Source organism: Pseudomonas sp. R9.37 (genome assembly GCF_963878885.1).
In the GTDB taxonomy this organism is placed as follows: domain Bacteria; phylum Pseudomonadota; class Gammaproteobacteria; order Pseudomonadales; family Pseudomonadaceae; genus Aquipseudomonas.
Window position 1 is genome coordinate 342,276 of record NZ_CAWNZA010000046.1, and the last position, 25,385, is coordinate 367,660.

General features: G+C 62.2%; 19 protein-coding genes and 1 pseudogene. 3 read left to right on the forward strand and 17 right to left on the reverse strand.

Features of this window, described 5'->3' with window-relative positions:
* Position 1: 1 nt before the first annotated feature.
* Positions 2-1,204 carry an iron uptake system protein EfeO gene (efeO, locus tag AACU78_RS23530; RefSeq protein WP_106578069.1) on the reverse strand — a complete coding sequence of 401 codons (1,203 nt, stop codon included), beginning with the start codon at positions 1,202-1,204 and terminating at the stop codon, positions 2-4.
* Positions 1,205-1,214: 10 nt separating this feature from the next.
* Positions 1,215-2,060 (reverse strand): iron uptake transporter permease EfeU, encoded by an 846-nt coding sequence (efeU, locus tag AACU78_RS23535; RefSeq protein ID WP_106578070.1) that lies wholly within the window; start codon positions 2,058-2,060, stop codon positions 1,215-1,217.
* Positions 2,061-2,228: 168 nt separating this feature from the next.
* On the opposite strand from efeU, the gene AACU78_RS23540 reads away from it, so the two are divergent.
* The 3 genes from AACU78_RS23540 to AACU78_RS23550 all read left to right on the forward strand — a co-directional run bounded on the left by AACU78_RS23540 (position 2,229) and on the right by AACU78_RS23550 (position 6,634).
* The gene (locus AACU78_RS23540; protein ID WP_106578071.1) at positions 2,229-3,245 is read left to right on the forward strand and encodes an AraC family transcriptional regulator; all 1,017 of its coding nucleotides are present in this window, start codon (positions 2,229-2,231) and stop codon (positions 3,243-3,245) included.
* 188 nt (positions 3,246-3,433) lie between these two features.
* Positions 3,434-4,864 (forward strand): glutamate decarboxylase, encoded by a 1,431-nt coding sequence (locus AACU78_RS23545; protein WP_106578072.1) that lies wholly within the window; start codon positions 3,434-3,436, stop codon positions 4,862-4,864.
* A 69-nt stretch (positions 4,865-4,933) separates the two neighbouring features.
* The gene (locus tag AACU78_RS23550) at positions 4,934-6,634 is read left to right on the forward strand and encodes an aspartate:alanine exchanger family transporter (RefSeq protein ID WP_106578162.1); all 1,701 of its coding nucleotides are present in this window, start codon (positions 4,934-4,936) and stop codon (positions 6,632-6,634) included.
* Between the two features lie 883 nt (positions 6,635-7,517).
* Here the strand turns inward: AACU78_RS23550 and AACU78_RS23555 are convergent.
* The 15 genes and pseudogenes from AACU78_RS23555 to AACU78_RS23625 all read right to left on the reverse strand — a co-directional run.
* Positions 7,518-8,933 carry an efflux transporter outer membrane subunit gene (locus tag AACU78_RS23555; protein WP_106578073.1) on the reverse strand — a complete coding sequence of 472 codons (1,416 nt, stop codon included), beginning with the start codon at positions 8,931-8,933 and terminating at the stop codon, positions 7,518-7,520.
* Positions 8,930-12,109 (reverse strand): efflux RND transporter permease subunit, encoded by a 3,180-nt coding sequence (locus AACU78_RS23560; protein WP_106578074.1) that lies wholly within the window; start codon positions 12,107-12,109, stop codon positions 8,930-8,932. The genes AACU78_RS23555 and AACU78_RS23560 overlap by 4 nt, the downstream gene beginning before the upstream one ends.
* Before the next feature lie 15 nt (positions 12,110-12,124).
* Positions 12,125-13,366, reverse strand: a complete 1,242-nt coding sequence (mexE, locus tag AACU78_RS23565) for a multidrug efflux RND transporter periplasmic adaptor subunit MexE (protein ID WP_106578163.1) — start codon at positions 13,364-13,366, stop codon at positions 12,125-12,127.
* Between the two features lie 207 nt (positions 13,367-13,573).
* The gene (locus AACU78_RS23570; RefSeq protein WP_106578075.1) at positions 13,574-14,917 is read right to left on the reverse strand and encodes a TolC family outer membrane protein; all 1,344 of its coding nucleotides are present in this window, start codon (positions 14,915-14,917) and stop codon (positions 13,574-13,576) included.
* A gap of 22 nt (positions 14,918-14,939) precedes the next feature.
* Positions 14,940-16,457 (reverse strand): DHA2 family efflux MFS transporter permease subunit, encoded by a 1,518-nt coding sequence (locus AACU78_RS23575; RefSeq protein WP_106578076.1) that lies wholly within the window; start codon positions 16,455-16,457, stop codon positions 14,940-14,942.
* The gene (locus AACU78_RS23580) at positions 16,454-17,521 is read right to left on the reverse strand and encodes an HlyD family secretion protein (RefSeq protein ID WP_106578077.1); all 1,068 of its coding nucleotides are present in this window, start codon (positions 17,519-17,521) and stop codon (positions 16,454-16,456) included. The genes AACU78_RS23575 and AACU78_RS23580 overlap by 4 nt, the downstream gene beginning before the upstream one ends.
* Positions 17,522-17,548: 27 nt before the next feature.
* The gene (locus AACU78_RS23585) at positions 17,549-18,355 is read right to left on the reverse strand and encodes a DUF3050 domain-containing protein (RefSeq protein WP_106578078.1); all 807 of its coding nucleotides are present in this window, start codon (positions 18,353-18,355) and stop codon (positions 17,549-17,551) included.
* Positions 18,356-18,416: 61 nt separating this feature from the next.
* Positions 18,417-19,367: a fatty acid desaturase family protein gene (locus AACU78_RS23590; RefSeq protein WP_106578079.1), complete on the reverse strand. Its 951-nt coding sequence runs from the start codon at positions 19,365-19,367 to the stop codon at positions 18,417-18,419.
* Between the two features lie 10 nt (positions 19,368-19,377).
* On the reverse strand, positions 19,378-20,205 hold the full coding sequence (locus AACU78_RS23595) for an SDR family NAD(P)-dependent oxidoreductase (protein WP_106578080.1): 828 nt from the start codon (positions 20,203-20,205) through the stop codon (positions 19,378-19,380).
* Positions 20,202-21,344 (reverse strand): acyl-CoA dehydrogenase family protein, encoded by a 1,143-nt coding sequence (locus AACU78_RS23600; protein ID WP_106578081.1) that lies wholly within the window; start codon positions 21,342-21,344, stop codon positions 20,202-20,204. Before AACU78_RS23600 ends, AACU78_RS23595 begins: the two co-directional genes overlap by 4 nt.
* A gap of 3 nt (positions 21,345-21,347) precedes the next feature.
* On the reverse strand, positions 21,348-21,791 hold the full coding sequence (locus tag AACU78_RS23605; protein ID WP_106578082.1) for a type II toxin-antitoxin system RatA family toxin: 444 nt from the start codon (positions 21,789-21,791) through the stop codon (positions 21,348-21,350).
* A 16-nt stretch (positions 21,792-21,807) separates the two neighbouring features.
* Positions 21,808-23,073: an aspartate aminotransferase family protein gene (locus AACU78_RS23610; RefSeq protein WP_106578083.1), complete on the reverse strand. Its 1,266-nt coding sequence runs from the start codon at positions 23,071-23,073 to the stop codon at positions 21,808-21,810.
* The gene (locus AACU78_RS23615; protein ID WP_106578084.1) at positions 23,070-24,134 is read right to left on the reverse strand and encodes an SDR family oxidoreductase; all 1,065 of its coding nucleotides are present in this window, start codon (positions 24,132-24,134) and stop codon (positions 23,070-23,072) included. The genes AACU78_RS23610 and AACU78_RS23615 overlap by 4 nt, the downstream gene beginning before the upstream one ends.
* A gap of 182 nt (positions 24,135-24,316) precedes the next feature.
* A complete protein-coding gene (locus AACU78_RS23620; protein WP_106578085.1) occupies positions 24,317-25,045 on the reverse strand; it encodes a helix-turn-helix domain-containing protein in 729 nt (242 codons plus the stop codon).
* 160 nt (positions 25,046-25,205) lie between these two features.
* Positions 25,206-25,322: pseudogene (locus AACU78_RS23625) on the reverse strand (hypothetical protein); the annotation flags it as partial.
* Between the last annotated feature and the right edge of the window lie 63 nt (positions 25,323-25,385).

The following is a 25,385-nucleotide window of genomic DNA, read 5'->3' on the forward strand; positions in this document are numbered from 1 at the left end:
TTCACTGCAGGCCGGAAAGGCCAAGGGCGGGGTCGATTCCATCGAGTGCAACGGCCAGAGCCTTGGCCTTGTCGGCGATCTGCTTGCGCTGATCGGCGGTGACGCTGTCGTAGCGGCTGTACTGGCCGTCGACTTTCAACGCATTGAGCTCGGTATCGAAGGCGGCGAGGGCGCTGTCGATTTTCGGCAGCAGGTCAGCTGCGGATTTGGTCAGCAGCGGGCGCATCAGCTCGACCACCTTGTGGGCGGCTTCCAGGTTGGCGGCAAAGCCATTCAGGTCGATGTGGCTGTAGCGTTCCTCTTCACCGCTGGCGGCGCGTACATCCGCCAGGCTGTTGAGGTTGAGCACCACAATGCTCACCAGTTGTTCCGGCGGCAGCGATTGGGCCAGCAGTTGTTGCTTGAGCGTGGTGACGTCGGCGACCAGGCGTTGCGCGATCGGGGCCAGGCCCTCCAGGCTGTGCTGCTGGAACAGGCTGTATTCGAGGCGATGGAAGCCGCTGAACGCCGGGTCTTGCTCGCGTTTTTCAAAGTAGTCGGCGCGTGCGTTGATGGCGTTATCCAGCTCGGCCAGGCGTTGCGAAGCCGGCGCCAGGCGCTGGTAGGCCTCACGGGCCGGCACGTAGAGCGCCTGCGCCTGAGCCAGGTCGCCGGCTTCAATGGCCTGCGACAGCGCCGTAACGGCCTTGACCAGCGCACTGCCCTGGCCGCTCAGGTACACGCGGAACTCCGACAGCGGGCCGATAAACGCCACCATCGACGGCTTGGCCTTGGCCTGGGCGTCGGACTCAGCCGTCGGCGTCACGTGCAACGTGCCGCGCGGGTTGCTCAACAGCCCGCAGGTGATTGCATAGTCGCCGGGCAGCAGGTTGGCGTTGATCACCTGGCTCAGGCCGGGGGCGATATTTTCGCGCTCCTCGATCACCAGCACGCCGTCGAGGATTTCCCACTCCACCGCGCGGTCGGAGCGGTTGATGATGCGAAAGCTCGCGTGCCCGGCGGGCACAGTCAACGCGTTGGGTTCGCAGGCGTGACCATGGATGGTCACTGCGATTTCATTGTGGTTGGTCTGACGTTTGGCGGCGGCCAATTGCGAGGCGTAATAGAACAGCGCACCGGCGCCGATCATCACGACCACCGAGCCGGCCACCGCCCAGCGCAGGGCGCGGGAAGGCAGAGCCGGTTGAGGGGTTGGGTTGGACAAGAGACGGTCCTTACTGGCTGGAAACGGAAGAGGTGTTAGCGACAGGCTTGGGTGGGGCGGATGGCAGGAAGAACATCACCAGCGCCACCACCAGGTAAATCAGATACGCGCCCAGGGTGCTGATGGTCGGTGCATCCTGATAGCCGAACATCCCGGCCAGCACCGAGCCCAACGGGCCATCCATCGGCAGTGTCGCGCTGAAATCGAACAAGACGGTTTGCAGGTGGTTCCACACCCCGGCTTCGTGCAGGGCTTGTACCGAGTTGGCGAGGATGCCGGCGGCCACCACCAGGATGAACAAGCCGGTCCAGCGAAAGAACGCACCCAGGTTCAAGCGCATGCTGCCGGTGTAGATCAGGAAACCGACGACGATCGCCAGGATCAGGCCGAGCAGGGCGCCAATCGGCGCGCCCGGGCCTTCGCTCTGCTGGAACACCGCGAGCAGGAAGAACACCGTCTCCAGGCCTTCACGGGCCACGGCGAAAAACACCATGGCAATCAGCGCGATCACCTGATGCTTGGAGCCGGCCAGCGCGTGGTCCAGGGATTCGTGCAGGGAATGCTTGATGGAGCGCGCTACTTTGCGCATCCAGAACACCATCGAGCTGAGAATGCCGACGGCCACCAGGCCGACCACACCTTCGAACAATTCCTGTTGTTTTTGCGGGAATTCGGCGCTGACCAGCTCCAGGCCGCCGCCTACCAGCAGGGCCAGGGCAGCGGCGAGGAACACGCCGATCCATACTGCGGGCATCCACTGGCCGCGGCCGGTTTGTTGCAGGTAACTGGCGATGATGCCAACGATCAATGCTGCTTCAATGCCTTCGCGCAGCATGATTAGAAAGGGAACGAGCATTCGGCACCGCATCATGGCTGGATAGGATGCTAATTTGTAACATAATGATACTCATTACTAAACAGGGAATGTTGCGCTTTGCTGAACTGCGGCTGAACGGTGGTGGCGAATCGCGACCGCCCTTATGATGCACCCCATCTTCATGTACAGCCGATAAGCCCATTTCCCATGTCGGAAAAAGACAGCATTTCCATCCACCTCGTGCGCGAAGCCCTGTTGCAGAGCTGCGCGCCGGGGGCGGTGACGGTTGAAGCGTTGAGCAAGGTCGGGATTGATCCGGCCTGGCTCGAGCAGCCCGGTGCCCGCGTGCCGGCCACCGCTTACGCGCGCTTGTGGCGGTTGCTGGCGCGGCGCGCGGATGATGAATTTTTTGGGATGGACCCGCGCAAGCTCAAGTCAGGCAGCCTGGCGTTCCTGTGCCGCGCCGCCATGGCGCAACCCAATCTGGGCGCGGCCCTGCAAACCGGCCTGGGGTTTCTGTCCCTGATGCTTGAGCAAATGCCCGCGCAGTTGGTGCACCAACAGAGCCTGGCGGAAATCGTGTTGGCTGAACCTGCGCCCAAACGCGCGTTTACCTACTTCACCTATTGGATGATTGTGCACGGCGTCGCCTGTTGGCTGGCCGGCCGGCGCATCCCGATCCTTGCGATTGAGCTGCGCTGCGCGCAGCCGGACTTTTACGACGATTACCGGGTGATGTTCTCTGACAACCTGCGTTTTGATCGGCCGCGCACGCGCATGATCTTTTCCGCAGACTGCCTGGACGTGCCGATCAAGCGCAGCCCGGAAGAACTCAAGCGCTTTCTTGCCCATGCGCCGGCCAACATATTGGTCAAGTACCGCGACCCGGATAGCCTGGCCACGCGGATCAAGCACGATCTACGCCAGATGCCCGCCGATACCTGGCCGGAAACCGAGGGCTTGGCGGCCAACTTGTGTATTTCGGCGTCAACCCTGCGTCGCCGCCTGGCGGATGAAGGCCAAACCTATCAGGGGCTCAAAGACAGCGTGCGCAAGGAGCTGGCAATTGTCTGGCTGGCAGAGCCACAGGTCAGCTTCGCCGAAATCGCCGGGCGCTTGGGGTTTGCCGACACCAGTTCGTTCTACAAGGCGTTTCGCAAGTGGTCCGGGTCCAACCCCGGGCATTACCGCAGCTTGATATTGAACGAAGCGGTGAGCCAATAGGTCATTGGAACGCTGCGTGGCCTGTGCAAGCCGTTACCCGCAGCTTCAATGACCCAGGTCACTTTCCGGCGCTCGCGTTTGTGTGATAGTCGGCGCAACCGTTCCATCGCTTGTCTCCTGACGCAGCCTGATCGGCACTTGTCGCGATCAACGTCTACGCCATTTCCCTCATTCAAGAGCAGGATTTCATGGCACTTCACAAAACCGTAGAAACCCAAGACCAAGCCATCGAAGACGTGTATTCGAGCGGTTCGTCCCAGCACACCTTGCCCAAGTACCGTTTGCCGAACCACTCGACCACGCCGTCGGCGGCCTACAACCTGGTGCGCGATGAGCTGTTGCTGGACGGTAACTCGCGCCAGAACCTGGCGACCTTCTGCACCACGTGGGTCGAGCCCGAAGTGAAGCAGTTGATGGCCGACGCTCTCGACAAAAACATGATCGACAAGGACGAGTACCCGCAAACCGCCGAGATTGAAAACCGCTGCGTGCACATCATTGCCGACCTCTGGCACGCGCCCAAATCCTGGCAAACCGTGGGTTGTTCGACCACAGGGTCCAGCGAAGCGGCCATGCTTGGCGGCCTGGCCCTGAAGTGGAGCTGGAAAAAACGCCGCGAAGCCGCGGGCCTGCCGACTGACAAACCGAACTTCGTGTGCGGGCCGGTGCAGATCTGCTGGAAAAAATTCGCCCGCTATTTCGACGTGGAAATTCGTGAAGTGCCCTTGCGCGGTGACGCCTTGGGCCTGCTGCCGGCCGACCTGCGGGAATATTGCGACGAGAACACCATCGGCGTGGTCGCGACCTTGGGCGTGACTTTCACCGGTATCTACGAACCCGTGGCCGCGCTGGCCGCCGAGCTGGACGCGATGCAGCGCGACCTCGGCCTGGACATTCCGATACATGTTGATGCGGCCAGTGGCGGGTTTATCGCCCCGTTCATCCAGCAAACGCTGCAATGGGATTTTGTGATCGAACGGGTCAAGTCGATCAACGCCTCGGGCCACAAATACGGGCTGGCGCCGCTTGGCGTGGGCTGGGTGATTTGGCGCTCGACCGAAGATCTGCCGGAAGAATTGATCTTCTACGTGGACTATCTGGGCGGCAACATGGCGACCTTCGCGCTGAATTTCAGCCGGCCGGGCGGTGAGATCATTGCCCAGTACTACAACTTCCTGCGACTGGGGCGCGACGGCTACACGCGTATTCAACAAGCCTGCTCCGACACGGCGCAGTGGCTGGCCGCGCAAATCGGCAAGTTTGCCCCGCTGGAATTGGTGTATGACGGCAAAGACGGGCTGCCGGCGGTCTGCTACAAGCTCAAGGACGGCATCGACCATGGCTTCAGCCTGTATGACCTGTCCGAGCGCGTGCGCATGCGCGGGTGGCAGATCGCGTCCTACCCACTGCCTTCAGACCGCCAGAACATCGTGGTGCAACGCATTCTGGTCCGCCATGGCGTGAGCCGCGACCTGGTGGCGCTGTTGCTTGATGACTTGCGCAAGGCTATCGAGTACCTGCAGAAAAACCCGGTGGCCAATTCCGACGCCGGGCCGAGTTTCAGCCACGGCGCAATCGCCGACCCCGTGATCCCGGCAGACACCCCTAACCTGGCCTGACACACCTCACGCTCACCGGGCCTTGAGGCCCGGTGCCTTAAGTGTTTGCCTTGCCGGGTGCGAATCATCGTGACTGCCATTTTCAGTTTTCTGCACGACAACCCCTATATTCTGCTGTTCCTGGTGGTCGGCCTGTCCGTCTGGGTCGGGCGCGGCACCATCAAGGGGTATGGTTTGGGGGCGGTGGCCGGGGCCATCGTCATCGGTTGCGCCATTGCGACCTGGGCGTCTTACTACGGCGTGCATTTCGAACTCGATAACTTCACCAAAAGCCTGTTTTATTACCTGTTCATGTACGGCGTCGGGCTGCGCGTGGGGCCCTCGTTTATCAATAGCCTCAAGGGCGATGGGCTGAAATTCACCTTTCTGGCGATACTGTCGTCGTTCCTCGGCTTGGGCATCGTGGTGCTGGGTGTGAAGCTCTTGTCTCTGCCGGTGGGCGCCGCTGGCGGTATTCTTGCCGGCTCACAAACCATGTCCGCGGCCATCGGTTCGGCGGAGCAAGCCCTCACCTCCGGCGTCGTCCCGCTGCCGCCGGGCACTACGGTTGCCGCCGCGACGGCCATGATCGCGTTGTCCTATGGCATCACCTACATCTGGGGCACGGTCGGCATCATCCTGATCTGCAAATACCTGCCGCGCTGGTGGGGGGTGGATGCACGCACGGCGGCCAAGGCGTATGAAGTCGAACACGGCGTGCCCAATGTCGATGACGCCGGGCTCAGTGGCTATCGGCCTTTCGACTTGCGTGCGTACCGATTGGTGAACAGTAAATGGGTGGGGCAGACCATCGCGCAGTTCCGCCAGCAATTTGCGCTGTACCAGATTGAGAATGTCGAGCGCGGCGATCAGTTACTCGGCGCCGACCCCGCACTGGTGCTGCAGCTGGGCGATATCATTGCCCTGGGGGGCAGCCTCGATGCGCTGACCGATCACATGGGCCTGATCGGGCCGGAAGTGCCGGACGCCCGGGCGCTCAACATCCCGCTGGACGAGGCGGTGATTCTGGTGACCCACCGTGATGCGATCGGCAAGCAGCTTAAGCAGTTCAGCCAGTCATCGATTGCCGGACAGGTGCAGCTGGTGGGCATCGAACGCGGCGGCGCGCCCATTCCCCTGGGGCTGGAAACACGCCTGCAACGCCTGGATGTGATGCACCTGATCGGCTTGCGTACCGCCATCGACAAAGCCACGGCGTTACTCGGCAAGGCGGGGCGGCCAAGTACCGCGACCGATTTGCTCACGCTGTCACTGGGCATGGTGTTGGGGTTGCTGATCGGTCTGATCCAAGTGCCGGCGTTCGGTGCGGCGGTGGGTCTGGGTAACGCGGGCGGTTTGCTGGTGTCGGGGATTATCGTCTCGTCACTGGTGTCGCGCGTGCGCTTTTTTGGTAATACACCCAACGCCGCCCGCAACATTCTTGAAGACATGGGGCTGATTTTCTTTGTCGCCATCGTGGGAGTGAACGCTGGCGCCAACCTGGTTTCACAAATCAGCCCGATCATCGCGTTGAAGATCTTTGTACTCGGCTTTGTCGCCTGCACCGTTCCGCCGTTTATCGTCTGGGCGGTGGGGTTTCATGTGTTCAAGATCAACCCGGCAATCCTCATGGGCGGCGTGGCGGGCGCGCGCAGTCACTCCGGGCCGGCACGTGAGGCCGCCAAGGAAATCGACAGCAGCGTGCCCTGGATCGGTTTTCCTGTGGCGTATGCGGTGTCGGGGATTTTGCTGACGGTGTTTGGGTATTTTGCCATGGTGCTTGCGCGGTAGTGGTTTGAGGGGGCATATCCGTTATTTAGGTAACGGCGGCTTATGGTTCCGCTCTTACAGCGGGTCACTTTTTTACAAACGCCTAAAAAAGTAACCAAAAAACGCTTTGCCCCACCACTCGGTGCCTCGCCTAGGCTCGGCATGCCCGCACTCCGGCACGCTTGCGCGGGTCGCCGCGACGGGCCATCCATGGCCCGGAGCGGCTAAATCGGCATCCTTGCCGATTTAGCCGCTCCACCGTGCCTACTTGCGGCCATCGTGGTTGACGGGGCCCGCAGATCAAGATCAAAAGCACGCAGCCTCGCTGGCGCTCGACAGCTGCTACGGGTGGGGTGGCTCTGCTTTTCTGTGGGAGCTGGCTTGCCTGCGATGCAGACAACTCGGTCTTCCAGATACACCGAAGCGATGCTATCGCCGGCAAGCCAGCTCCTACAGTGGACCGTGCCCGCTTTGGCTTTTGATTTTGCTCTTCAACACTCAAGCCGGCCGGTAGGCCGCTGTGCTCCTGCTTTTGATCTTGATCTTAGGCGCCCCGTTAAACCACGCTGGCCGAACGCAGGCTTTGGAGCGTGGGTAACCCGGCAGGACGCCGGGTTAGCCGTCCTGGGCCAAGGATGGCCCATGACGGCGGCCCACGGTCCAAAGCCTGCGTGAGGGCACACCGAGCCTAGGCGAGGTGCCGAGTGGTGGGGCAAGAGCGTTTTGCTTACTTTTGCGCTTTTCAAAAGTGAGCCGCTGTCAGAGCGGAACCAATAGCAGCCCTGAGCGAAATAACGGATATGCACACACCACAAGCGAGCAAAAAAAAGCCCCGCGACCGAATGACGGCACGGGGCTAAAAATTGGCTGGATGCGACCAACCAAAGGAGCTCTTTAAGTCAAATCACTTGGCACTGGCAATCGTGGTACTCGGCTGCCAGCCACCACCGAGGGCCTTGTAGATCGCGACAATCCCGCGATACAAGTCCACTTCGGCCTGGGCCTGGGAGTCTTCAGCGGCCAGACGCTCACGTTGCGCGTCAAGCAGCACCAGGAAATCCACCGTGCCTTCGCGGTAGCGGATCGCCGCAAGGTCGGCCGCCGCGCGACTTGATTCACTCTGACGGATCAGCGAGACCAGGCGCTGCTGGCGTTTGCCGTAATCACTGAAAGCATTTTCCGATTCTTCCAACGCCAGCAGCACTTGTTGCTCATAGGTTGCCAGGGCGCCATCGGCCTCGGCGTTCGCGCCGCGCAACCGCGCACGCACGCTGCCCAGGTCAAACGCCGCCCAGGTAATGCTTGGGCCGAGGGACCAGGCATTCGCTGCGGCGGACCCGATCTGCGAACCGCGCCCGGCCGTAAAGCCGAGGAAACCGCTGAGGCTGACCCGTGGGAACAGGTCGGCCTTGGCCACGCCGATACGCGCGGTGGCGGCCGCCAGTTTGCGTTCGGCACTGAGGATGTCCGGGCGACGCTGCAGCAGTTGCCCCGGATCGCCAATGGGCAACGCCTTGGCAATCGCCGGCAGGTCTTTGGGGCTCAGGTCCACAGTCAGCTTGTCGGGGCGCTGGCCGAGGAGGGTGGCGATGCGGTTACGCTCGCGCACTTGCTCGGCCTGCAGTTGCGGCACGCTGGCTTCAACCGCGGCCAGGCGTGCGTCGGCGCGTTCCACATCGAGCTGATCACCGACGCCGGCATCGCGCAGGCTGACGGTAATGGTGCGCGATTCCTGCTGGTTCTTCAGGTTGTCCAGGGCGATGCGTTCACGCAATTGCGCACCGCGCAGTTGACCGTAGGCGTCCACCAGCTCGGCAATCATGGTGACTTGCAGTTGGTACAGGTCGGCTTCGGCAACCTGTTGGTCAGCATCGCTGGCTTCCAGGTTGCGGCGGATGCGGCCGAACAAATCCACTTCCCAGGCCATGTCCAGGCCCAGGTCGTAGCGCTCGCTGTTGACGCGCTTGGTGGTCTGGCCCGGGATCTGGCCTTTGCCCACGTCGCTGCTGGCACGGCTGGTGACCACTGGCATGATGTCGTTGGCCGCGTCATCGCGAATTGCACGCGCCGCTCGCAGACGGGCAAAGGCTACGCGCAAGTCGCGGTTACCGTTCAACGACTGGGTCACCAGTTGGTCGAGGGTCGGGTCGTCGAACTGCTGCCACCAGATGCCTTCGTACTTGGCATGGTCATAACTCTTGGTGTCGGCGGCGGCCGTGATGTTGGCCGCCTCCAATTTCTCGGTTTTGTAATCCGGGCCCACGGCACAGGCGCTCAGAGCCAATACCAGCAAGCTCGGCAGGAATACTTTCACGCTCATTGCTGTGTCTCCAGCTTCAAGGCCTTGGCCGCTTTGCGCGCTTCCTGGCGCTCCACATAGCGACGGATCAGTACGTAGAACACTGGCGTCAGCAACAGACCGAAGAAGGTCACGCCGATCATCCCGGAGAACACCGCCACACCCATGGCATGACGCATCTCGGCACCGGCACCGCTGGACAACACCAGGGGCACCACGCCCATGATGAACGCGAACGAGGTCATCAGAATCGGCCGCAGACGCAAGCGGCAGGCTTCCAGTACCGCGGCCAGTGGGTCGAGCCCCTCGGCCTGTTTATCCTTGGCGAATTCGACGATCAGAATCGCGTTCTTGCACGCCAGGCCCACCAGTACGATCAAGCCGATCTGGGTGAAGATGTTGTTGTCGCCGCCCGAGATGATGACCCCGGTAATGGCCGACAGCAGCGTCATCGGTACGATCAGGATCACCGCCAGTGGCAGGCTCCAGCTTTCGTATTGGGCGGCCAGTACCAGGAACGCCAGCAGTACGCAGAGCGGGAACACGAACAGCGCGGTGTTGCCCGAGAGGATTTGCTGATAAGTCAGGTCAGTCCACTCGTAGGTCATGCCGTTGGGCAGTTCCTCTTTCAGCAGTTTCTCAATCGCGGCCTGGGCCTGGCCGGAGCTGTAGCCCGGTGCGGCGTTGCCGTTGATTTCAGCGGTGATAAAACCGTTGTAGTGCATCACGCGGTCCGGGCCCGAGGTGTCGCTGACCTTGATAAAGGTCGCCAGCGGGATCATCTCGCCCTTGTTGTTACGCACTTTCAGCTGGCCGATCTGGTCTTCATCCTGGCGGAACTGTTGCTCGGCCTGCACGTTGACCTGATAGGTACGCCCGAAGCGGTTGAAGTCGTTGGCATACAACGAACCCAGGTAGATCTGCAGGGTGTCGAAGATGTCGCTGACGGCCACGCCGTGGGTCTTGGCTTTTTCACGGTCGATGGCCGCATCAACCTGCGGCACGTTGACCGTGTAGCTGGTGAACAGGCCGAACAATTCAGGCACGCCACGGCTTTTGGTGATGACGTTCTGCACTTCTTTGTACAGCTCGTCGTAACCCAGGTTGCCACGGTCCTCGATCTGCAGGCGGAACCCGCCAATCGTGCCCAGGCCCTGTACCGGCGGCGGCGGGAAGATCGCCATGTAGGCTTCTTCGATGCTGCTGTACTTGCCGTTCAGTGCACCGGCAATCGCGCCGGCCGACAGGCTCGGGTCTTTACGTTCATCGAACGGCTTCAAGGTCACGAACACGATGCCGTTGTTCGGGCTGTTGGTAAAACCGTTGATCGACAGGCCGGGGAAGGCGATCGCGCTTTCCACGCCCGGCTGCTTCATGGCGATGTCCGACATGCGCTTGATCACATCTTCGGTGCGGTCCAGGCTCGCGGCGTCCGGCAATTGCGCGAAGGCCACCAGGTACTGCTTGTCCTGGGCCGGTACGAAACCGGTGGGGGTATGGGCGAAACCCAACCAGGTCAGCACCATCAGCCCGGCGTACAGGAACAGTGCGATGCCGCTGCCGCGAATCACCCGGCGTACGGTGCCGACGTAACCATGGCTGGCCTTCTCGAAGAATCGATTGAACGGACGGAACAACCAGCCGCCGAACACCTTGTCGAGTGCCTTGGAAAAACGGTCCTTGGGGGCGTTATGACCCTTGAGCAAGACGGCAGCCAGGGCCGGGGACAAGGTCAGCGAGTTGAACGCCGAGATCACCGTCGAAATCGCAATGGTCAAGGCGAACTGCTTGTAGAACTGCCCGGTCAAGCCGCTGATAAACGCTGCCGGAATGAACACCGCACACAGCACCAACGCAGTGGCGATGATCGGGCCGGTCACTTCGCTCATGGCTTTTTCAGTGGCCGGGAACGGTTCCAGTCCCAACTCGATGTTACGTTCGACGTTCTCCACCACCACGATGGCGTCGTCCACCACGATACCAATCGCCAACACCAGTCCGAACAGCGACAGCGCATTGAGCGAGAAGCCAAACAGGTGCATCACCGCAAAGGTACCGATCAACGAAACCGGCACTGCCACCAGCGGAATGATCGACGCGCGCCAGGTCTGCAGGAACAGGATCACCACCAGCACTACCAGGATCAGTGCTTCAAACAGGGTATGAACCACGGCTTCGATGGAACCGCGCACGAAGACCGTCGGGTCATAGGCGATGCGGTAATCCATGCCTTCCGGGAAGCTCTGTTTCAGCTCCGCCATCTTGGCGCGCACTTCATTGGAGATGTCGATGGCGTTGGAGCCGGGGCGCTGGAAGATCGGGATCGCCACGGCCGGCTGGTTGTCGATCAACGAACGCAGGGCGTACTGGCTGGAACCCAGCTCAACCCGCGCGATGTCTTTCAACCGCGTGATTTCGCCGTTGGCGCCGGCACGAATCACGATATTTTCGAACTCTTCCTCAGTGACCAGGCGGCCCTGAGTGTTGACCGACAGTTGGAAGCTGGTGTCATTGGGCGCAGGTTGCGCGCCCAATGCACCGGCCGCCACCTGGCGGTTCTGCTCGCGAATGGCCGTGACCACATCCGTGGCGGTCAGGTTGCGCGAGGCGGTCTTGTTCGGGTCCAGCCACACACGCAGGGAGTAGTCGCCCATGCCGAACAACTGCACATCGCCCACGCCGCCCAGCCGCGCCAACTCATCCTTGATGTTGAGGATCGCGTAGTTGGACAGGTAGAGCATGTTGTAGCGCTGATCCGGGGAGGTGATGTGCACCACCATGGTCAGGTCGGGAGACGCCTTGTCCACAGTGATACCGATGCGCGTCACTTCCTCAGGCAGTTTTGGCTGAGTCCGTGTCACACGGTTCTGCACCTGTACCTGCGCGTTGTCCAGGTCGGTGCCCAGGGCGAAGGTGATGGTCAGGGTCAGTTTGCCGTCGGCGGTCGACTGCGAGGACATGTACAGCATGTTCTCGACGCCGGTGATGGCTTGCTCCAGCGGAGCGGCCACGGTTTCACCGATGACTTTAGGGTTGGCGCCCGGGAAGTTGGCGCGTACCACGACGGTCGGCGGTACCACTTCCGGGTATTCGCTGATCGGCAGCTGGAACAGCGAGATCGCGCCGGCAATCAGGATCAACAGCGACAGCACCGCTGCGAAGATCGGCCGCGAAATGAAGAACTTGGAAAAATTCATCTTGAGTTGTATCCCTTAACCGCGTGGAGTCGCGACGCTGGCAACTTTGGGCGCGGCTTTATCCGGCGCCACTTGCTCCAGGTTGCTGGCTTCAAGCGCTTGTCGTTGTTGTGCCAAGGCCGCGAGGGTTTCCTTGCTGGCCATCGGGATCGTTTCCGGCGCAACCGGCGAGCCCGGGCGAATGCGCTGCAGGCCCTTCACGACGATGGTGTCGTCCTTGTTCAAACCGCTGCGTACGATGCGCAGCCCTTCGATCTTCGGCCCCAGTTCCACCGAGCGATACGCAGGCTTGTCGCCGTCCATCACCAGCACGAACTTCTTGCCAAGGTCAGTGCCGACGGCTTCATCGTTGATCAGCACGGCGGAGTAAGTGCCGCTGCCGACCAGCTTCAAGCGTGCATACAGGCCAGGGGTGTATTCGCCCTTGCTGTTATCGAACACGGCGCGACCACGGATGGTGCCGGTGGCCGGGTTGACCTGGTTGTCGACGAAGTTCATCTGGCCCAGGTGCGGGTTGCCGGTTTCGTTGGACAGGCCCAGGTACACCGGAGTGGTTGCACCACGACGGCCTTCGCGCGCCAGCTGGGTGTACTTGAGGTACACGCGCTCATCGGCGTCGAAGTAGGCGTAGACCTTGTCGGTGGAGACCACACTGGTCAGCGCGGTGACGTCGGCGGTCACCAGGTTGCCGGCGGTGATTTCGGCACGGCTGACACGGCCGCTGATCGGTGCGGTCACGCGGGTAAAGCTCAGGTTCAACTTGGCCAGGTCCAGCTGCGCCTGAATCCCGGCCACTGCGGCGCGGGCTTCCTGGGCGGCGGTGGTGCGCGAGTCGGCCAGTTCGGCGGAGATCGCGTTGCTCTGACGCAGGCGGTCGCCACGTTGCGCTTCGTTATCGCTACGGGTGGCGGCGGCTTTGGTTTGGGCAAGCTGGGCTTCGAGGCGGCGCACTTCAGCCTGGAACGGACGCGGGTCGATCTGGAACAGCAAGTCGCCCTTTTTCACCAGGGCGCCTTCGGTGAAGGCCACCTGGTCGATCTGGCCGGACACGCGCGGACGAATCTGCACGGTTTCCGGAGCTTCCAGGCGACCGGTGAATTCGTCCCACTCGTTGACCGGTTGTTCGAGTACCTTGGCCACACTGACTTTCGCAGGAGGCATGGCGGCCGCTTGTTCCGGGGTCTTGCCGCATGCGCTCATCACCACCACGGCCAAAATCGCCAAGGGGAAGCGCAAATGTTTGAGTGACTGTTCCATGAAGTGCATCCGCCAATGTATTGAGATGGGCGGATCATGCGCGGCGAGGTGCTATGTCACGAATCGAATGAAGCAAAGGTAACTATCATTCGGAATGATATAAGCGCGAGATTAGCCCTCTAGGATGCGGGTTTAGTTAGGGAGCTATCAATAGGAGTGATGACAAAAGACTGTTGCGCGGGCTGCAAGGAACGCCCGCGCGGTTTTTCAGTCCAGCAGGCGGCTGACTTCGCGCAAACGCACCTCGCTCAGGTTGCCGGTGGAGGCCAGCAGGTTCAATTGGGCCAGCAAGATGCTGTAGCGCTGCTGGGCCAAACGCTGCTGGGTGTCGGTGACTTTCTGCTGCGCATCCAGCACGTCGGTGTTGATGCGTGAGCCGGCTTCAAAGCCGTGCGTGACCGACGTCAGGTTAACCTGGCTGGACTTGAGCGCCTGCTTGAGCGCCTGGTATTGGCTCATGCCGCTGGTGACTTGCAGGTACGCCTGGCGCGCCATCAACCCGGCGTTGCGGCGCGCGTCTTCGACCTCATCCAGGGCCTTGCTTTGCAGCGCATGGGCTTCGCGCACGCGGCTGCTGGTGCGGCCACCGCCGTAAAGCGGCACGCTCAACTTGACCCCGACCACGGTCTGGTTATAGCGGTTTTCCGGCAGCGTGACGTCGTACACATCGCCGCCCACCGAGGCAAAGCGGCCGTGGGCGGCGATCAGGTCGAGGGTCGGCAAGTGGCCGGCCTGTTCCTTGTCGATGTCCATTTCGGCCAGGCGCTGGGTGATCTGCGCGCGCTGCACGGCCAGGTTGCCTTGTTGCGCGGTGCTTGCCCATTCGCCGATGGCCGCAGGCACAGGGGCGCTGAATTGCGGCTCCTTGCCCGACCACGGCCGGGCCTGAGCGGCGGTCAATTGGGTCAGCGTTTCGGTGGCGATGTCCAGCGCGCCGCGTGCGGCAATCTGCTCGGCGAAGGCCTGGTCGTACTTGGCCTGCACCTGTTCGAGCGCATTGGCGGTAGCGGCGCCGTCGGCCAGTAAACGCCGTGTGCGGTCCTGGCTCTCCTGCAAGGTTTGCAGTTGTTGTGTGCGGGTGTTCAACAGCTCCTGGTTGAGCAACACCTCAAAATAGGCGCGGGCCACGCGCAGCATCAGGTCCTGGCGCGCCTGTTCGGTCTGCACCTCGCTGGCGCTGATCAGCAATTTGCTTTGGTCGTGGGCGATTACGTTCTGCCAGCGCAACAGCGGCTGAGTGAGCACCACCGCGTAAGCATTGGTGTTGTTGCGGTTGCGGTGGTAATCGTTGGAATCCTCGGCATCGACCCAGGCGGCGCCGCCCGTGACGGACAAGTCCGGCAGCAGGTTGGCGCGGCTTTGCGGTTCTTTTTCCGCCGTGGCCAGTTGCTGGGCCTGGGCGGCGGCGAACTTCATGTCGTGGCTCAGCGCTTTTTGATACAGCTGGTACAAGTCCTCTGCCGACGCGCAGGTCGGGCAGCAGGCGAGGGCAAGCCCGCCCAGGCAGGTGAGCAGGGTGAGGTGTTTTAGATGCAGCCCTGGAATACGCAAGGGTAGGTGCTCCACAAAAAAATTATCGGCTGAGGGTGCTTCTGCGCATCATCAGCACCATGGGAATGCCGATGGCCATAACGGCGCCCAAGGTGCCGAACAGCATGCTGAAGGCCAGCATTTGCGCTTGTTCACGCGCTTGCAGGTAAGGCATCAAGGCCAGGGCTTGTTGATGGCTGGCAAGGCTGAGCGAGAGGAACAGCGGGTTGGATTCCACGCCGCCCCAACCATTGGCGATCAGGCTGGACTCGGTCACGTGCTCGGAGAGCAGGCGATAGCGCTCCCACGAAAACCGTGTGAGCAGCGTTGCAGCGATGGCGATGCCGACGCTGCCGCCCAGTTGGCGCATCAGGTTCAATACGCCCGAGGCGCCGGAGATCAACGTCAACGGCAGGCGGCGCATCGCCAGATTGGTCAGCGGCACGAAGATCATGCCCAGGCCCAGCCCGCGGATCACCAGCGGCCAGTACAGCGTGTCCGGGTTGCTGTCGAGGGTGAACTGGGTGTGCAGGAACATCGCGTAGCAGTACATGACGATGCCCAAGGTCACGAACACGCGTTCGTCGATCTTGTTTTCCTGGGACAGCTTGCCGATCACCAAGGTACTGATGGCGCTGGCCACCGCCCCGGGGAAAATCACCAGCCCGCTCTGGTACGCGCTTTGCGCCAGCAACGTCTGCAAAAACAGCGGCACCATGAACAAGGTGCTGTACAGCCCGAAGCCCACGCAAAATGCGCAGATGCAGCCCATCAGGAACTCGCGGTTCTGAAACAGCGCGACGTTGACGATTGGGTTGGCCGCGCGCCGTTCCCACCAGAAAAACCCCACCAGGCTAAAGCTGCTGAGCAACAGGCAGGCCACGGTCCAGTTGGATTCCAGCCAGTCCCAATGCTCGCCGCGCTCGAGCAGGATCTGCAAACTGCCGACCCCCAGCGCCAACAGGCAGAAACCGCTGTAGTCAACACTGCTGGGTTTTTGCTCGTTGGCCGAATCGCCGATGCACAGCCAGCACAGCAACAGGGCCACGGCGCCGATGGGCACGTTGATCAGGAAGATCCAGTGCCATGACAAGGTGTCGATCAGATAGCCACCGACCGTCGGCCCAAGGGTCGGCCCCATCATTACGCCGACGCCGTACAGCGCCATGCCGCTGCTGACCTTTTCCTTGGGGAACACGTCGTAGATGATCGCCTGGGAAATCCCCAGCAAGCCGCCGCCCGCCAACCCCTGCAGCACCCGACATGCCACCAGTTGCCACAGCTCAGCGGAGAACGCGCAGCCTACCGACGCCAGCACAAACACGGCCGTGGAGACCAGGTAATACCGGCGCCGCCCGAACCAGGCAGACAGCCAGCCGCTGACCGGCAGAATCACCACGTTGGCCACCACGTAGCCGGTGGAGACCCACGAGATTTCATCGACCGACGCCCCATAGGTGCCCATCAGGCTGGGAATCGCCACGTTGACGATGGTGACGTCCAGCAACTCCATCATCGACACCAGCGTCACGGTGAACGCAATCAGGTACGGCGACCTCATAGCGTTTGGCTGGCGTTGTGTGGCGTGGCGACTTCGACAAAGGCGCTCATGCCGGGGCTCAACACGGCCTTGTAGTCATCCGGCACGTCTTTGAGCGCAATCCGCACCTGGACGCGCTGCACCACCTTGGTGAAGTTGCCCGTGGCGTTTTCCTGGGGCAGCAGCGAGAACTTCGCCCCGGTCGCCGGTGCCAGGCTTTCGACCACGCCGTCGAAGGCGTGGCCGGGAAACGCATCCACCGTGACCTTGGCGTGTTGGCCGACGCGCACGCGACCAACCTGGGTTTCCTTGAAGTTGGCGGTGATCCACAGCGGGTCGGTGGCAATCAGGCTCAAGAGCTTCTGCCCGGCAACCACGAACTGGCCGGGTTCAACCTCTTTTTTCGAGACAATACTGCGCACCGGCGCAGTCTGGCGGGCGTCATGCAATTTGATGCGGGCTTGCTCGAGTTCGGCTTGCGCCGCCGCGATCCGATAGTCCTGCACCTTGAGTTCGGCCTTGTTGGCCAGCGTGCTTTGCGCGGCGGCCTGGGCATTGCTGCGGGCTGCTTCCTGGGCATGGCTCAACGCGTCGAAACGCGCCTTGGCCAGCTCCAAGTCCTGAGTGCTGAGCACACCCTGGGCGCCCAGGCGCCGGGCACGTTGGTAGTCGTTGCGCGCCTGCTCCAGGTTGGCACTGGACTGCGCCAGCGCCGCTTGTGCGGCCTGGCGCATGGCGACTGCGCCGAGAATCTGACTGTCCAGCGCACCCGGGCTGCCGCTGCGTCCGGCGGCGGCGAGCAAGGCTTGCCACTGTGCTTCGCGCTGCTGCACCTGGTATTGATATTCGCTGTCGCGTATCTGAAACAGCAGGTCGCCGCTTTCCACGGTGACGTTATCCATCACCGGCACGCTCATCACCACACCCGAGAGCTTCGCCCGCACCGGGATGATCACGCCGTCGAGTTCCGCGTTGTCGGTGCTCACGTAGGCGCTGGAATACTGCCAGCGCTGCCAGCCGAGCAGCAGCAACCCACCCACCACGGCGACGCACAGTGTCATTTTTATAAGCTTGCCTTTGGTCATGTCCTACTCCCTGTGTTCATGCGAGGCTCAGACGCTGTGTTCAACCTGACGCACAGGGCGGTCAGCGGCGTGTTGCGCTTTTTCCTGGAGGAAGTGATGCACGCCATCCCACAGGTCGATGCGCGAGTTGATCGCGGTCTTGGCGCTTTCGATCATGTGTTGGTGTTGCGCGGGCGTGGTGACGATTTCGGCGATGATGCGCTTGGCCGCCGGGCCGTGATCGTCGCCGTCCATTTCGATGTGGCGCTTGAGGTAATACGTGAGCATCGGCACATCGGTTTCACGCACCGACCATTGCGACAGCAGGCGGCCGAACATGTCGGGGATGATGTCTTCACGGCCAAAGAAGAAGTACGCCAGCACCGCTTCGGTCGAGCCGTGCTGCGCCACATCGAGGGTCTGGCACATGAACACTTTGGCGGCCAGCGGAATGTCGCGGTCGTTGAGGGCCTTGGCCAGCGGCACCTTGGCCTCGATGGCAGCGAGGAAGCGCCGGAACACCGAACTGTCGGCGCCGATTTCATCCATTGCCGTGAGGTACAGGTCCAGGTGGCTGATAAAGCCGCCGTCCGGGTGTTCGTCGGTTTCTTCGCCCACCACAATTTCATTGATCAAGCGCGCGGCGGTGATGTGCACTGGCGGCACCCACGGCAACTCGACGCAGGTCAGATCGCGCTGGATGCGCTTGAGCAAGGTCATGAAATCCCACACGGCGAACACGTGAAATTCCATCAGCGTGCGCACGTCTTCAACCGTGCGGATAGTGGCGAACAGCGGGTGGCTGAATAACTGCTTGCGTTCGGTTTCGATGTGGCTGTCGATATCAAAAGGCATACATGCTCCTGCAGCCTGAGTCTTCAGGCGGGAAATCCATTCGGAATGTTTGGGTGAGTGTTCAGTCGTTTACCGTGTCTCCACGGTAGGGATGGCGGCGGGTGGCGTACTTGAAGGACGCGACGAAGTGCTTTTCCAGTAAGTACTGCCGGTCTGTGTACCAGCCCGCGTCCAGCAGTTGGCGGTGCACTTTTGGCAGGCGCCAGCACGGCACCGCGGGATAAAAGTGATGCTCCAGGTGAAAGTTCGCGCCGGCGTGCAGCCAGGTGCACAGCCGCGAGGTGCGCGAGCGCGCTGGCGGAGCTTCAGCGCCTTCGCTGAACGCATGTTCCTGATAGGCATTGAAGGCCGAGACCAGGAACGCCACCGCAAGGCTCGCGCAAAACCCCAGCAGCAACCCGTCGATCTGCCACAGCGCCACGGCGTACACGCACAACCAGCCCACCTGGCAGGCGATGTTGCAGCGCGCCAGCCGTTGCACCTGCGCCGCGCTCAAGGGCAGCGGCGAAGGGCTGCTCAGTGGGCCGAACGCCAGGCGCACGGTGGCTTGCAGGTAGTTCGAGGTCGCGAGTAAACGCGACAGCGCGATGCGGCTTGCCAGCGTGCGATAGCGCGAGAAGTGCCGGTAGTCCGGGTCTTTGGCGCTGTTGCTGTAGCGATGATGTTGCCAATGGTCGACGAAGTAACCGGTCACGCAGAACCCCGGCAGCAGCGAACTGGTAAGAATGCCCAGGTAGCAGCTGTGCATCGGGTTACCGCTCAGGTTGAAGTGGAAGCCTTCATGCCCAAGGATCGCTTGCAGAAACAATCCGTATCCGGCCACGACCAGCAAGGGCGAACACAGCAGCACCCACACGGTGGGCGCCGTGTTTGCCACCCACACAAACAGGGCAAGGGGCAGCAGGTACAGGCACACGGCGTAAGCGATGATCAGCAGCGACTCGCCCGTGCGCGCCTTGAACAAGGCGCGGTCGAGACGGACCTGGGGCTTGGGGTGCAGTTGTCTGGCCATTGGCGAGGTGTTACTCGATCAGTTCAGGTTTGAGCGCCAGGTGCCCGCCGCGTGTGAGCGTGCGCAGGCGCAAGGCGATAAAGGCGTCGACCACACTTGGCGCGATGCGCGCGGTGTACATGGCCAGCGTGCCCATGAAGGTCAGCCCGCGATTGCGCAAACCGTGTGTGCGGCAGGCGCGCACCAGGCCGTCAGAGGCTGCATCGAGTTTTTCTTCCAGAGACAGCAGCGTCTTGTCACCCCGCTTGAAGGTCACCAGGCGCTTGACCGACAGCCCCACCCGCTGGGCCGGCAAGTGGATCGCCGTATCGATGAACCCCGGGTACACCGTGACCACATCCAGCTGCCCGCGATACTGCATGCGCAGCACGTCCGAATAGGCGCTCAGCGCGCGTTTGCTGGCAGCGTACGCGGCCACATAAGGCGCATTCACCAGGGCGAAGAGGGAGGATACGTTGACCACTTTGCCGCGTTTGCGCAGCAGCCCCGGCAAGAACCCGGCCACCAATTGCCATGGTGCAAACAGGTTTACATCCACTGCGCGGATGACTTCGTCGGTGACGCCGGTTTCACCGCGTTCCAGGGTCAGCGTGCCGGCGTTATTGACCAGGATGTCGATGTCGCCGAAATCGGTTGAGATAGCGCCGATCACCGACGCCAGCGCGCTGCGGTCGCACAGGTCGACCTGATAAAACCCGTCCAGCAGTTCCGGTTCCTGCGGCGCCAGAATGTCCAGGCCAATCACCGTGGCGCCTTGTTGTTTGAGTTTGCGGGCGGCGGCATGGCCCAGGCCACGCGCGCAGCCGCTGATGACGATGATTTTTCCGAGCAGGTTCATGGGTGCGCTCCGGCGATGCTGAAGGTTGAGTGGGACAAATAGGTGTCGAGGTTGCTCGCCATCGAGATCTTCGCCGGCGGGTGAAATTGCAGGCCGCGGCAGGCCATCAACCCGTTCGAACTCTGGTTGCTGGTGATAAATGCCATGCCGCCGAGCATCGCGTGGGCCTGGTCCGACAGCTCGGTCAGCAGCTGCTCGATGCCATAACGCACCAGCAGCAGACGGGCCAGTACGTTCGGCAGGTCCTGGGGATTGCGCTCGATATCCAGCGCCGCGCCTTCCAGCGCGCTGATTGCCAATTGCAGGTTGGCCGCCAGGTCCACGCGGTGATGCGCGGTCCAGCGGCCTGCGTCGGTCACCGTCTCGATCAGGCCGGCGCAGGCACCCACGTAGGACGCGCAGATCAACAGTTCGAACCAGATGAAACCGACGGTTTGCACGTCGCCCAACAGGTGCTTGTAGCCGGCGGAAAACAGCATGCGTTCGGGCACCAGCACGTCATTGAGGCGTACCTCGATGCTTTCGGCAGCGGCCAACGCGTTGTTCTGCCAGAACGGCGCGCGGCTGATGCCTGGCGCGTTGGCGGGAATCAACGCCACCATCAGCTCTTCGCCCTGTGGGGTCTGGCGGGTATAGCTGGCGGTGAGCAGGTCCATCGACCGGCCCAGGCAGCAGGGTTTTTTGCTGCCACTGAGCAACACGCCTTCGGGGGTGTGCACGGCCTGCATGTTCGAGTCGAGGATGCCCGCGCCCGAGTTGCCCTCGGCAAACCCCGAGGACAGCAACAACCGATTCTGTGCAACGGCCGCCAGCAACAGACCTTCGGCGCCGCCCCCGTTTTGGGTGAGTGCCAACAGGCTCGCCACCGAAAACTGGTGCATGGTGCTGGCCACCGCCAGCGAGGGCGACCGCGCGCCCAGGGCGATCTGCACATGCACGGCATCGAGGATGCCTGCACCCAGCCCACCGGCGGCGCGGTTGACCAGCAGCCCGACCGGACCGTGTTGCTTGAACAGGGCGATGACGCTGCTCTCGGGGGCTTCGCGTTCGGCGAAGGCGAGGGCGGCCAGGCGCGCGTCAAACTCCGGGGCGTAGCGGTCAAGCAAGGCGCGCGAGCGGTTTAACAATGACAGTGACATGGCTCAGGCCTTCAGGTAGCTCGCCGGGAATAGGCCGGTGATGATCGAGTGGATGTTTTCGCGAATGGCCTTCTGCGCGACGGGGTCGAGCATGTCGGCGAGCATCGGCAGGCCCAGGTCAAAGCGTGAGGTGAAGGTGATAATCGCGTCCTTGCCATCGGGCAGGACTTGCCAGGTGCCCGAGAAGTGATCGACATCGCCGGCCATTTGCTCGAAGTGGATCTCGCGGGTCTGAACGTTGAATGTGTCGCGCTCCTGCCACTTGAGAATGCCGCTGTGGAAGTTGACTTCCCAGGAGGTGAACGACACGTCGTCGCTGACCTTGTTGATTGTGATATTGCGCACCGAGTCGCACAGCTCGACGTAGTGGCTGAAGTCGCTGATCACGGCGAAGACTTCATCAGCGCAGGCATGGGGGATATGTGCCTGGACATTGACTTCCTGCATGGGGTAACTCCAAAGATCAAAGGGGTGAGACAGAGGTGGTGAGCGCCTGGGCGAATCCCTCGATCAACCAGTTGCAGTCCTGGGCGGTGAGCAGCGGCGACGGTGTAAGCCGCACGACGCGGTGGTCATTGAGCGAGTGGCACACGATGATGTGCTGCTCGATCAGGGCCATGACCATGTTCGCGGCGATCGAGGCGTCGCTGAACTCAAAACCCAGCAGCAAGCCGGCACTGCGCAACGTGACGCGCTCGGCCAGGCCCATGCGCTGCAACAGCGCGCTGAAACGTGCGTGCAGGTCCTGGCCCATCAGCCGTGCCCGCGCCACCAGGTCCTCTTGCACCATCACCTGCAGCGTGGCCTGCACGGCCGCCATGGCCAGCGGGTTGGCGCCAAAGGTAGAGGTGTGCACCGTGGGGTTGCGGTTGAACGGCGCATAAATGGCCGCGCTGGCGACCATGGCGCTGACCGGCACGCAGCCGCCGGACAGGCTTTTGCCGACCAGCATGATGTCGGGCACCACCTGTTCCTGATCGCACGCCCACCAATGGCCGGTGCGGCCCAGGCCGGACTGGATTTCGTCGATGATCAGCACGGCGCCGTACTGGTCACACAGCTCGCGTACCCGCGTCAGGTAACCCGGTGGCGGCAGGATCACGCCGGCTTCGGCCTGGATCGGCTCAAGAATCACGCAGGCTTTTTCCGGCGAGGCGAGCAGTTGCTGTTCCAGTGCGGCGCTGTCGCCGAACGGCACGAATGCGCTTTCACTGAGCAGGCCACTGAACGGTTCGCGGTAGCTTTCGCGGCCGGTGACGGCCAGTGCGCCGAGGGTCTTGCCGTGGAAACCGCCGAGCGTCGACAGCGTGCGACGGCAGCCGTTAAGCCGGGCGAGTTTCAGGCCGGCTTCGGTGGCTTCGGCGCCCGAGTTGCAAAAGAACACATAGTCCAGGTTACCCGGGCAGCGCGCTGCCAGCGCCTGCGCGGCCAGCGCTTGTTGCGGGTTGAGCAACAGCTTGCTGGCCAGCGCGTTTTGCTGCAGTTGGCGGGTTACGGCCTCCACGACAACCGGATGGCCGTGGCCGAGGAAAAACACCCCATAGCCACCGGCATCCAGGTACTGGCGCCCTTGGCTGTCATAGATGTAGACGCCCCGGCTGGCGTGTTCGATCGGCAGGTTCATCAAGGACGCGAGGCGTGCATAGCCCGAGTTCACATGCTGGCGAAAATACTGGTCAATCTGTTCGGCGTCGGCGGCGGGTTCCAGTTCTGTCAGGTGCGAGTTCATGCAACGGATGCCTCTGCAACAGGTGGGACCGGCTGTTTAAGCATCCGCGTCAAGGCACCGAGCTTGGGGGCCAGGTGATTGAGTGACAGCAGCAATTCGCGGCTGACGTCGCGCGCACTGAAGGCCGGCTCGCCGAGCAACTCGGGCAACGAAGTGGGCAGCGGCGTGCGCAGGCAGGCATAGCGGCACAGTTGGTTGGCGCGGCCCAATGCGGCCTGGACGGCGCCGGTCAGTGCTGGCAGAAACACCGGGCGGATCAGGCGCTCATAGATGTCCGGCGCCATGCAGCGAGGCCGTGTGAAGGGTTGCGCCTGGGCTTGCATGGACTCGCACATCAGGTCCAGCAGGCCGGTGAGGTCCAGCGCCTGTGGGCCGCTGGTGAGGAAGTAGTCCGCGCCGATCAAGCGCCGGTGCAAGGCGTTGGCAATCGCCTGCGCCGCCACGTCGCGGGCAATCAGGTCGATGTAGCCGGCAGGCGGGCAGGGCACGATGGGCAGCACGCCGGACATCATCAGCCCCATGGTCATGTGAAAACCCTGGAAGTTGGGCATGTGCCCGGTGTCGGAATTGCCGATGATGATTGACGGGCGAAAAATCGACACGTCGATACCGGAAGAACGCACCAGCGTCTCGGCCTGGCGCTTGGCGACTTCGTACGGCGTCTCGGCCTGCACGCCTTCGTAGTAGTCGCACGGGTGGGTGAAAGCGGTGCTGATGTGGTAGAGCGGCACCTTGGCTTGCTGCACAAAGCGCACGACGTTCTCGGTACCCAGGTAGTTGACCGAAAAGATCTGGTCGATGTCGCCATCCATGCGGGTAACCGCTGCGGCGTGAATGACCCAGTCGACGCGCTGCAGCAGCGCTTCATAATCCTCGGCGGCCAGCCCCAGCCGGGGGCGGCAGATATCACCGCTGAGCACTTGCACCTGCGGGTGGCGGATGCGGCTTTTGCGCGCCAGGCAGATCAGGTTGAAGTCCTCTGCCAGGCAGTCGATCAGTGACTCGCCGAGTACGCCCGAGCCTCCTGTGAGAAGGACGGTTAATTTTTGCTGTTCTGACATGTAGGACGCTTCCTGCGGACTCATCGAAAGAATTAACGGTGCGTTCCGCCGAATCCCAGGCACACGGGCCCCTGGCGAACACTCTTGTATTCACTTTCGGTGGCGCTGACGTGCTTTGGGGGAAGGCAGTCAGCGCTTAACGTTTTCGCGAATAAGATGCGATCGATATTGGCCTTTTGATATCACCGCGTCTTGAACGAAACGCTTGTCTTGCGCAAAACCTTGGCTGCCGTGCGCGGGGTCATGCCGATCATGCGGCGCATCATGCGCGCCAGGTGCGCCTGGTCGGAGAACCCGCCATCGGCGGCCGCGTCCGACAAGCTGGCGCCGCCGGCCAGGGATTTGGAGGCGCGCTCAAGTTTGTTCCAGATGATCCACTGGGACAGGGAAACGCCCATCTGATGCGTCGCCACACACCGCAGGCGCGGGCTGGACAGGCCGACCGCATTGGCGGCGCGGCTGACGGAACCGGGACCGTCGCGGTCCAGGCGCAGGATGTTCAAGGCTTTATAGAGGCGTTGGTCGATGGGCGGCGTAATCGCCAGCAAACGCGCGAGCGCGTCGACAAACTGGGGCAGGGACGTGGTACGGCGAAAGCACTCCAGCAGTTCGTCACTGGCCAGGGCGATGCCGTTGTCTTGCAGCAATGCGTTGAGTGCACGGCCCAGTGGCGTGTCCGGATTAACGTACACAAATGCCACCGGATGACTGTCGGCCACGGCGCGGTGTTCGACGTTGGGGCCGATGATCACCCCGGCCGCGCGGATCAACTGGCCGGGCAGTTCCAGGGTGACCGGTTGGTGCACGCCGATGCACAGCTGGATGGCGACATGGGAATGGGCAGAGTTCTGATCCGCGCGACCGATGTAACCGGCCCATGAATCGCCAAAAGTAACGCTGCCGTCCCACATGTAAGGTCTTCCTGACTCGGAGGGTGAGTTTTCCGTGTGCAGGGTAGGCCTGCACAGGTCTTGATTCAAGCACCGGGCGCGCAGTCGGCGAACGCATGCCGGCCAGTTTGATGCAGGTTTCGTCGTATTCGCAGGCAGGGTCGGAGTGCGCCACGATCCCGCACCCTGCAAACAGGCGAGCCTGGTTGCCCTTCAACAGGGCGCTGCGCAGGCCGACGATGCCGTTACTGAGCCTGGTGTGCGTCGGCTGATTGCACGTGGCCGCCGCCAGGGACACACAGCCGGACGTGGCGCATGCTTCGCTGTGGCGGTTTATCAAGCGGCCGAAGGCGCTGGCGCT